At 62.2% G+C, this 9638-nt stretch carries 11 protein-coding genes and 1 tRNA gene; 4 read left to right on the top strand and 8 right to left on the bottom strand.

Annotated elements, in window-relative coordinates; translation table 11 throughout:
* The 3 genes from AC1DYM_RS21135 to AC1DYM_RS21125 all read right to left on the bottom strand — a co-directional run.
* A partial coding sequence (locus AC1DYM_RS21135; RefSeq protein ID WP_477341734.1) for a sulfite exporter TauE/SafE family protein occupies positions 1–590 on the bottom strand: 590 nt, incomplete at its 3' end.
* 70 nt (positions 591–660) lie between these two features.
* Complete coding sequence (locus AC1DYM_RS21130) at positions 661–1539, bottom strand: tetratricopeptide repeat protein (protein ID WP_477341732.1); 879 nt, start codon at positions 1537–1539, stop codon at positions 661–663.
* Between the two features lie 161 nt (positions 1540–1700).
* On the bottom strand, positions 1701–2093 hold the full coding sequence (locus tag AC1DYM_RS21125) for a hypothetical protein (RefSeq protein WP_477341730.1): 393 nt from the start codon (positions 2091–2093) through the stop codon (positions 1701–1703).
* A gap of 689 nt (positions 2094–2782) precedes the next feature.
* Between AC1DYM_RS21125 and AC1DYM_RS21120 the strand changes: the two genes are divergently transcribed.
* From AC1DYM_RS21120 to AC1DYM_RS21110, 3 genes are all read left to right on the top strand, one after another.
* Entirely contained in the window at positions 2783–3082 is a 300-nt protein-coding gene (locus AC1DYM_RS21120) for a hypothetical protein (RefSeq protein WP_477341728.1), read from the top strand.
* Positions 3083–3880: 798 nt separating this feature from the next.
* A complete protein-coding gene (locus AC1DYM_RS21115) occupies positions 3881–4714 on the top strand; it encodes a DUF4189 domain-containing protein (protein WP_477341726.1) in 834 nt (277 codons plus the stop codon).
* Between the two features lie 30 nt (positions 4715–4744).
* The gene (locus tag AC1DYM_RS21110) at positions 4745–6070 is read left to right on the top strand and encodes an XVIPCD domain-containing protein (RefSeq protein WP_477341724.1); all 1326 of its coding nucleotides are present in this window, start codon (positions 4745–4747) and stop codon (positions 6068–6070) included.
* Positions 6071–6117: 47 nt separating this feature from the next.
* On the opposite strand, the gene AC1DYM_RS21105 is transcribed toward AC1DYM_RS21110, so the two are convergent.
* Both AC1DYM_RS21105 and AC1DYM_RS21100 read right to left on the bottom strand, forming a co-directional pair.
* On the bottom strand, positions 6118–6657 hold the full coding sequence (locus tag AC1DYM_RS21105; RefSeq protein ID WP_477341722.1) for a hypothetical protein: 540 nt from the start codon (positions 6655–6657) through the stop codon (positions 6118–6120).
* A gap of 99 nt (positions 6658–6756) precedes the next feature.
* Positions 6757–6846, bottom strand: a tRNA-Ser gene (locus AC1DYM_RS21100).
* Positions 6847–6988: 142 nt separating this feature from the next.
* On the opposite strand from AC1DYM_RS21100, the gene AC1DYM_RS21095 reads away from it, so the two are divergent.
* Entirely contained in the window at positions 6989–7693 is a 705-nt protein-coding gene (locus AC1DYM_RS21095; RefSeq protein ID WP_477341736.1) for a PP2C family protein-serine/threonine phosphatase, read from the top strand.
* 14 nt (positions 7694–7707) lie between these two features.
* Here AC1DYM_RS21095 and dnaQ read toward each other — a convergent pair whose 3' ends face one another.
* From dnaQ to AC1DYM_RS21080, 3 genes are read right to left on the bottom strand one after another with little or no spacing between them, the layout of a single operon-like run.
* Positions 7708–8433, bottom strand: coding sequence for a DNA polymerase III subunit epsilon (dnaQ, locus tag AC1DYM_RS21090; protein ID WP_477341720.1), 726 nt, complete (start codon positions 8431–8433; stop codon positions 7708–7710).
* Positions 8430–8897: a ribonuclease HI gene (gene rnhA / locus AC1DYM_RS21085; protein ID WP_477341718.1), complete on the bottom strand. Its 468-nt coding sequence runs from the start codon at positions 8895–8897 to the stop codon at positions 8430–8432. The genes dnaQ and rnhA overlap by 4 nt, the downstream gene beginning before the upstream one ends.
* Entirely contained in the window at positions 8894–9586 is a 693-nt protein-coding gene (locus AC1DYM_RS21080) for a methyltransferase domain-containing protein (protein ID WP_477341716.1), read from the bottom strand. The genes rnhA and AC1DYM_RS21080 overlap by 4 nt, the downstream gene beginning before the upstream one ends.
* Positions 9587–9638 lie beyond the last annotated feature (52 nt).

Below are 9638 nucleotides of genomic sequence, written 5' to 3'. Positions count from 1 at the left end.
CCGACGATCAGCCCCTGAAGGACGACATCTCCCGACAGCGCGCCGAACTCTCGGAAGGTCGTGACCTTGCTCAGATAAAGCGCCAATGCCGAGGCAGCCTCGGTGCCGAGGAACGGCCCGCCGACGAGGCCATATGACGTGAAGACAGGAACGCTCAGCGGACCGGTCGACAGGACGAGCCCGGTCAGGAAGCCGATGGCCGCGCCGCACAGGGAAAGCCCCCATAAGGGCATCGGCCGTGACAAGGGACGTAGCCGACGGAGCGCCAGCATCGACAGGAAGAAGAACCCGAGCCCTGCATCGATCCATCGGGGCGGCAAGGCAAGAAGCGTTCGCGCGCCCAGGGCGGCGGCAGGCACGCCGGGCGCGGCGTAGGCCAGCACGGCCTTCCAGTCGATCTCACGCCACCAGGCAACAACGCGCGACACGTTGGCGATCACGGCTGCCACAGCCATGACCGGCACGGCGTGCTTCGGCCCGAACTGATACGTCAATACGGGCAGCAGCATCAAAGACGAGCCGGTTCCKATGACGCCGCTGAGGCAACCCGCGACGAGACCGACGACAAGGACGAGGAAGAAGGAAAGCAAGCGGAACCCGTGTATTCAAGCGGCCGGTGATTCTGGCTTCTCAGCCAGAATCACCGGCCGACGACTTACTTCACCACTGATTGTCGTCGTCGCCACCGCCGGACGAGCTGTCGTCCCACGAGCTGTCGTTGTTACCCATGTCGATCGGGTCTTCGCGGAGGTCGTTGTACGCCTGCGAGGACGAATCCGTCTGCGTGGACGAGTCGGGGCCGAGGTTGGCGAAGCCATTCCCACCATTAGCGTGCGTTTGCTCACCGCCACTGTGGGAACGGAAGGCCTCATCGAGCAGCGCGCCAGCCGCCAGGCCGCCGAGACCGGCCGCGACTGCCGTGCCCACACCCGAGGACGGGGGTGGCGCGTAACCCGGATTGCCACCTGGATACCCACCGTAAGGCTGGTTACCGTAAGGCTGACCGCCGTTCATCGGCGGCGCCGGGGGATAGCCGTTGCCGAACTGGTTGCTCGGATTCTGCCGACGACGCATCAGGAAGAAGATGATCAGGACGAGGATCAAGCCGCCGATCAGCCAACCCGTCATGTGCGACTGGCCACCAGCTTCGGTCCGGGCGGCCGGCTGGGGCTCACTAAAACGCGCGGGGGTCGCCGCCGAGGGGCGAGCGGAAGGCGGCGCAAGGGCGGCGTCCAGCTCGCGCTGGAAATGCTGGAACTTGGCCGGATCGGTGAACTTGGTCGACGGATCCAGGGTCGCCGCCTTGGTCGCCTCAGTCTTGGCCTCGCCGATATTGCCCTCGTGGGCCAGGACTTCCGCCAGGACGTAGTGCGCCTTGGCGCTGTCCGGATGCTCGGAAATGGCCTGGCGCAAGGCGGTCTCGGCACCGGGGTAGTCACCACGGGCGATCAGGGCCTGCACGTCCTTGGGGGAATCGGCAGCGCTGGCCGCGACAGAAGTAAGGGCCAGCAGGACTAACGTGAGAATCGGCTTATGCATGACGTTCTCGGAGCTCAGGAAGGCGCTTAGTGTCATGCGTCGGTCGAGAGTTTGCGAGCCGCAAGAAAATGCTGTTCAGCGTGGATTTCTTCGTGGGCCGCGGGGACGCCCCGGCCAGACGACGGCGCCGATCTCGGCGCCGCTGAAGACGAACTTGTCCTTCACCGAACCAGTGCGTGACTTTCAGCCGGAGCAGCTGATAGTGCAGGCATCGCGTTAGCCGGAGCAGAAGTCCAGGAGACATGACTTCCGATGAAAGCCCAAACACCGGCGCATCCAGCAGCAAGCCACCCCATGAGAATGACCATCCCCCACAACTTGTGTTTCCAGTAAACGAGATCCCTTACGTCCGTAGCCACGCCCGCCACGACTCCTTCGAGTCGGTCGACGCGTTGATCCAGGTTTCTAACGGATTGTTCGACGCGCGCTTGCGAGCCCGTTATTTGAACAAGCGTGTCGAAGATGCTCTGACCTTGCGTTGGCGTCGGGATGTCGTCCACGCACCCTTCCGACAGATCAATGGTCAACGTGTTCGAGGCATCACCCATAGCCATGTGTATCTCCCTTTATTCTTAGGACACCGAGGCTACGCCGATACGTCGTCATCGGTCTATCAGCGAAGACTGACGTAATGCGAAGCGCACGTTAGGTACTTGGCAGACTGAGGTCTTTCGCAATCTCGCGAAGATGGAAGGCGTGTGTCGTTACGCAGCTTTCGGAGCGGGATACCGACCGTATCAGTCATGCACACGCGACTACAGACAACCCAATGTTGTTTTGCTACGGTCATCTCGTTGCCCGCGTCGTCGCTTAGCCAGCTGCGCAGACAACCATCGCTCGATGCGGTGAGAAGCGCGGCCCGAGAGTGCTAGGAACACTCCCGGACCGCTGACCACAACCAACTAGCAAGGAGTCAATCGTGGCTTCCAACGATCATACTGGACTCGCTCGCCCGCCGAATCCCCTTGGCGACACCCTCAACGGTTACCGGGCTGCCTGCATCCGTCGCAGGCACGGTTGACCGACCAGGGCGTCAGCTAACTCTGAGATGTTTCTTGGCCGTGCAACCCGGCGCGTGCTCTCGCGCGCTGGTGCACTGAGCTGACGCTCATCCACGTCGTTAACCAACGAAGCCCGGCGCCCGGCCACGGGCAGCCTTGAAACCGCGAGTCCGCTTGATCCGCGGCGCGCTGCCTCGTGCGCGCGCCACTCAGTCGAACGATGGCTTCATCGAGGAGCAGTCATGTCTACAAACAACGATAACGGTACGGTCAGCCGCGCCCGCTACTACGCGGATCCTGATGCTTCGGCGCACGAGCTGCTCAACAACGCAGCCGAACTTCTCCAATACGCACGAGGGCTCACGGAGTTGCTTGCTGAATTCGTGCATGAATCGGATACGGTCGACTGCCGGCGCATGGCGCTGTCGCTTGATGCGGTGGCGGCGTTGACGCAGATGGGGGCGCATTGTGCGGCTGAGGCACATGCTCGGTTGCCTTGGGAAAAAAGCACCGCGGCGACCGAAACGATAGGCTCAATTTGATGTTCCCGCCGGAACCGCTAGAACACGCACGTCCAAACATGCCGATGAGCTCTGCTTGGAGCTTCGCGGTACAAGCGCACACGGTCGGCATAACCCGCATCAACGCCGACCGCTGTATAGAGCTCGCAAGCACAAGCGCGAGAATAGCCTCAGCTCAACAAGCCGAAAGACATGCTGAACTCAGAGCGGAGCTCAGGTCATCCATGAAGGCACTTTCCGCAGACATCGCATGTATCGAAGCGAAAATTCATGCGGCATCGGCTAGTCAAGCCAGATGGCTCGCTCTGGTAGTGCATGGCGCTGTACTGATTAGCATCTTGCTGCACCATTTCTTCTAACCCACGCCCAGAATCGTACCGCCCTAGACGGTTTACGTAACACCCACATACCCATAAAATCGACCCTGGAGACGCCCTCGGGACTCTCCTACAGGTACCTCGAGCCGGTGAAAGAGGCCCTGCCGCCTTCAATGAAGGTCCTCACCCAGAGTGGGATATGAAAGAGCTTCCGGTGATCAAGGGCCCTTCGGGGCCCTTTCCTATTCGTCGGCCTGCGAGCGTCGTGTATCGAGTAACTATTTTCACTTCGTCTCACAGCATTGCGATTGGTGCGGCAAGACCCGGAGCGAAATCAAGGATAGGACTACGTAACACCTCGGGAATTCGCATACATGCGTCTTTAGGCCCCGTGCGCGTGAGGCAGTCATCACTAACCAGCCAGCGTCTCGGTTATTCTCCGAACTTCCCCCATTTGGAGTTGGCGATGATACGGACGTTCCGATTTGCACTGGCTGGCCTGATGATGACCGCCGCCCCTGCTTTCGCCTCGCCACCCTCGAAGGCCCCGCCCAGCGCCCCTTCAGAAGTGACCGCCGCAGCACCGTCGGGAACCGCCTTGCTGTCCTTTGCATCCAGCGGTGAGCAGCCCAACGCGGACGCAGCGGCTATATTCGAGACTGCTCCCGACAAGGACAACGTGCGCCACCGCACCCTTGTCATGTTCGGCAAGAAGGACGGCAAGTTCGTTCCGGACTTCTCCAACGACAAAGTCATTGCCTGCTCGCAGTGCAGCCAGTTTCACGATGATCCGTTCGACGGTGATTACGTCAAGGTGACGCCGGGGCATGCCCACATCGAACAGATCGACAGCGGCGAAAAGTCTTCGACCACGGTCTTGGACCTGGTCCGGCGCTCCGGCAAGTGGCAGGTCACGAATGCGATCCGGACAACCGTGGTGGCAGGACGCGGACCGGAAAAGTCCGAAAAAATGGCATTGCCAGCGTCAGGCCTCGCTGCGGACATGGATGGCAGGTGGACGGTCCCCGTCTTCCTCAACACGCTTTTGGTCAACCATAAATCTGGCAAGTTCATGTTCATGCATGGCAACGCGACGCCGGACTCGGTGTGGAAAGACCTTCAGGGTGACTGCAACAAACAAGACTGCACCGTGCTCGTCCAGCAGCAAGACGGCTGCATCTCCCTCGTTCGGGATTCAGCCGCACGTTCGTTCGGGGGTGCCGGTGCCGATTCCAGGGACGAAAAGCAGGCAGTAACGCGTGCAATGACCGCCTGCACAGCAAGCGGGGGGCAAGAATGCAAGGAAGTCCGCACAGATTGCAGCAAAGGCTTTTGATGGCCTGATGGCCTTTCACAAGGAAGAAATATGGACGTTGTGTCAGAAAAGAAGGTAACGCGCCTCGTAGCAAGCCAGGGGACGACCCGTGTTTTTGAGATGGAGGACAAGACCTGGGTGACAGCACAAGACGGGACGGTGTCCTGGCGTAACAACAACCCCGGCAATCTCAAGTTCGAGTTCGAAGGAAGTGCGGACAAGACCGTCCACAACCCGCGCTCCAAGGAAAAGGCTCTGGAGCAGGCGCAGTCCCGATACAGTGGCATCGTCGACCTGGACCACTGGGGAAATGCAGTATTCGAGAACTATGCGGCGGGGCGAAACGCCCAGAGGAAGCTCATCATCGACCAGCACCTAAACGATACGGTTGAAGATCTGGTCAAGGGATACTCGAAAGCAGACTACAGCGGCGCCACTCACCACGATACGCAAGCGAAGACGATCTACGCGACCGCGTTGGCTCAGGGACACGACCTGCATAACAAGAAAGTCCGGGAAATGACGCCGGATGAGGGTGACGCGCTACTCGACGGCATCGCTCGTGCCGAATACTGGAAAGCCGGCACCACAAATCAGACTGCACCTCTGACCGACGAACAGTTGAAAGCCACGTTAGCGGCACACCCTCAAGCTGCTACTCACGCGCCGGCTACGCACGCTACTAGGGGCCATATCCATGCTCACAAGCAAGGCGACCATGGCCCTGCTATCGGTGCACTCCAGACCGACCTTGCCGCTCTCGGCGTCACGGCGCGAGACGGCAGCGCCATCCATCCTGATCAGCACTTTGGCCCGCACACCAAGGAAGCTGTCGAAGCCTTCCAGACCGCCCACGGCCTGAAAGCCGATGGCGTGGCGGGACCGGCGACCATGGCCGCCATTGGTGAGGCAAAGGCGCAGGTCCAGACGACCGCTCAACATGCCGTCCCGAGCCTGCTCGACGCGAGTCACCCTGCCAATGGGATCTACGTGCAGGCCCACACGTGCATAGCACGCATCGACGAAAGCCACGGCCGCACACCCGGCCCTCACACACAGAACTTCGCCGGCTCCCTCACCTCAGCCGCCACGGCCGCGGGCTTCAACCGCATCGACCACGTGGCTTTGTCCGACGACGCCAATCGGGGCTATGCCATCCAGGGCGAGCTCAACTCCCCCTTCAAGAAGTATGTCGAGGTTGACGTCATGCAGGCCGTCCAGACGCCCCTTGCTCAGAGCAGTCAGGAATCGGCTGTCAACGTGCAGAACAACATCCAGCAGCAGGCGCAGGATCAACAGCAGGTCCAGCAACAGGTGGTGTCGACAGTCTCACCGGACCCGGCCCAGCAATCAGCGGCTCCGTCGATGGCAAGGTGATAAGAGCGACGGGACTGGGACGTTAGGCGACACGCATGCCAACGCACTCACGGAAACGTCAGCGAGCGCATGAACGCATCAAATATCTCGCGCGCTCGCTTCTCATCTTGGGTGGCGACGATCAGGCTAATGCGGCCATCAACGAAGCCTTCCCCGTGCTTTCTCGTGAAATAGACGACTCTGTTTAGGTACGGCTTGCCATCGATCTCGCCACGAATTTCACCCACGCTCGCGGTAGCGCCCACCATCGGGACGGGCATCAGTTCATTTGGCAACGACGGTGGTTCATCTCTGTCGACGCGCCATTCCAAATAGAAGTCGATACAACTGCGGCGCGTTTTATCGAGACTGAAGCCGAAACCGTGGAAAGGTGCCGCTTTGGCGACGCCCGACCAGGCAGTAACGTTCTTGGGGACACGGACGGAAAAGCCATAGTCGTCGTTCGAGAACTTTCCACGAGCAGGCCATCCGATGCCTGTCGATACCGCTCCGAGCTCCTTGCAAGTCACCAGGCCTTCGCCGAAGCTCGGAGATGAAACGGCGGTAAGCGCGATGAACACCGCGCAGCACGATCGCATTCGGCTCACGTCCACTCCCTCGACAACGCTTGCACGGTGAAAAATACTGCCGACTGTCAGACAAGAAAAAAGGGCCACGCATTGCTGCGTAACCCTTTTTCTTTTTACTGGCGGAGAGGGTGGGATTCGAACCCACGGTTGGCTTTCACCAACGCCTGATTTCGAGTCAGGTACATTCGACCACTCTGCCACCTCTCCGTGAACGGTCGACGGCAGGGCTTTCGCTCTGCCGGGCCCGCAATGATAGTGGGTCTCTTCTGCCGTGACAACAGACTTTTGATGGGGCATTCTGCCGGTGCATTCCGGCGCCGTGGCGCCCTTCCCCGCTTCCAAGGCCACCATGATCGAGTTCGGACACGGCACGCATACGGGTCTCCGCCGCACGCGTAACGAGGACACCTATTACGCCGACGCCGGGCTGGGGTTGTTCCTGGTCGTGGACGGCATGGGCGGGCACAAGCATGGCGAAGTGGCGTCGGCCACGGCGCGCGACGGCGTGGTGGCCCAGGTCACGGCCGGCCAGTCGCTGGTGGACGCGATCCAGCGGGTGAACGAGGCGCTCATCGCCCGCTCCAGCGGCCTTTCCGAGTCCCGCCCCATGGGCACGACGATCGCCGCCGTGCGGCTAGTCGGGCGTTCCTATGAGGCCGCCTGGGTCGGCGACAGTCGCATTTATATCTGGGACGGCGAGCTCAAGCGCCTCTCGCACGATCATTCCATCGTGGAAGCCCTGGTCGAGGCCGGTGAGCTGACCGAGGCGCAGGCGCGGACGCATCCCCAGCGCAGCGTGCTCACCCAGGCCCTGGGTATCACCTCGCCGGATCAGCTCCATATCGGCCTGGCCCGGGGCGAACTGCCCTACGGCGCACGGCTGCTGCTGTGTACCGACGGCCTGACCGATGAAGTGGACGACGCGCGCATCGGCGCCATCGTCTCGCGGACGGATATCGCGGCGCAGGAAGGCGTGGACCATCTCCTGCTCGAAGCCCTCTCGGGCAGCGCACGCGACAACATCACGGCGATCCTGCTGCGTTCGGCGGCCTGAGCGGCCGCCACGCCTCAGTGGATCGTTTCGGACGTTTCCATCTTCCGCCAGATGCTCTGCCCACCGGCTGACTTGTCCAGCGCTTCGAGACGCTTGGCGTGCCGTGCGAGCTCTTCCGGATCGGCGTGACGCACCAGCGGACGACGCTTGATCACGATGTCCTGCAGCACACTGGTCCGGCCGCGCTCGTCGTTGGCATCGAAGGCGAACTCGAGGCCGCCCTGGCCCGTGGTCATCGCAACATAGACGTCCGCGAGCAGCTGCGCATCGAGCAGGCCGCCGTGGAGGTCACGCTTGGTGTTGTCCACGCCCAGACGCTTGCACAGCGCGTCGAGGCTGTTGCGCTGGCCCGGGTACATCTGGCGCGCCATCAACAGCGTATCGAGCACCGTCGCGTAGTCGGAAATCTGTCCGTAGTGCTCCCCTGCCCGCTTCAGCTCGGCATTGAGAAAGCCGACGTCGAACGCCGCGTTATGGATGATCAACTCGGCGCCGCGGATGAAATCGAGAAACTCGTCGACCTTCTCGATAAACAGCGGCTTGTCGACGAGGTGTTCGTCCTTGATACCCGTGACCTTGCTCGCCTCTTCGTCGATGGCGCGCTGCGGGTTGAGGTACGTATGGAAGTGGCTGCCGGTAGGACGACGGCCGATCATCTCGACCGCGCCGATTTCCACGAGGCGATGACCGAGGTGCGCTTCGAGGCCGGTGGTTTCGGTATCGAGAACGATCTGCCTCATGCCACGGTCCCCTTCGACTTATAGATGATGGCCTGGTCGCGCGCGGCGACGTCCACGCGCTCGTTCTCGACATGGCCGGCATGCCCCTTCACCCATTCCCAGGTGACGGTATGCGCAGCGGCGGCTTCGTCCAGGYGGATCCACAGGTCCTGGTTCTTCACCGGTTTCTTGTCGGCGGTTTTCCAGCCGTTGCGGCGCCACTTCGGCACCCACTCCTGCACGCCTTGCATGACGTACTTGGAGTCGGTCATCAGGTGCACATGGCAGCGACGGGTCAGCGCTTCGAGCGCCGAGATCGCACCCATCATTTCCATGCGGTTGTTGGTGGTATCGGCTTCGCCGCCGGCGAGCATCTTCTCGATGCCCTTGGCGCGCAACAGGGCGGCCCAGCCGCCGGGGCCGGGATTACCCAGGCAGGCGCCATCGGTGAAGACTTCAACGGTGTCGGTGGTGATTTCGGTCAAGAGATGGACTCACGTGCGTTGCGACGGGCGCCAGACGCGAGCGTGCCGGGCATGGGTGCCTCGACCGCCGCGGTGCGGGCGCGCAAGGGTACCGCTGCCGGACGCTTTTTGCGCGCTATCAGCATGTATCCGCCGCCGACCATGGACTCACCGACGGGCGAGCCGCCCGCCCGCGGCCAGGCACTCCCCAACCGGCGCGGCATCGACAGCTCGAAATCGTCACGAACCAGCCGCTGACTCCACCACCACGGCCAGGTCAGACGCGGCCGCGTGCCACGGGCCTGACGGGCCACCCACGGCGACCACAGGCCGACCGGGTGAATACCGGTGATGGCGAGCATGCCGCCAGGGGCCAGCACGCGGATCGCTTCGTCGAGGAGATTGTCCTGGCGCGCCGTCGTTTCGAGGGCGTGCCGGAGCAGCACCACGCCGAAGGCATCGTCGGCGAACGGCAGGGCTTCCAGCCCGCTCGCACAGACGTCCCCACCCAGGTGCGGCCCGGCGACCCGCACGGTCGCCCAGTGGCCCAGCAGGGGCAAGGCCGGCGGGTCGGCCTGCAGTGATGCCGTGAGGTGCAGCCCGTGCTCTCCGGTACATCGGGTCAGCAGGGGCGAGAGCACACGGGCCTCGTCGGCCAGCAGCTTGCCGATCTGCGGCGACGTATAGATGTCGGGGGCCAGGGTGGGCATAGGCGACCAGTGTAGTGATCTTGAATGGCCCCCGCATGCGTTAACGAGCTTC

This window comes from Luteibacter sp. P1_D3, assembly GCF_056406135.1.
The sequence above is the reverse complement of the archived record's forward strand: the minus strand, read 5'-3'. Positions and strand labels throughout refer to the sequence as shown.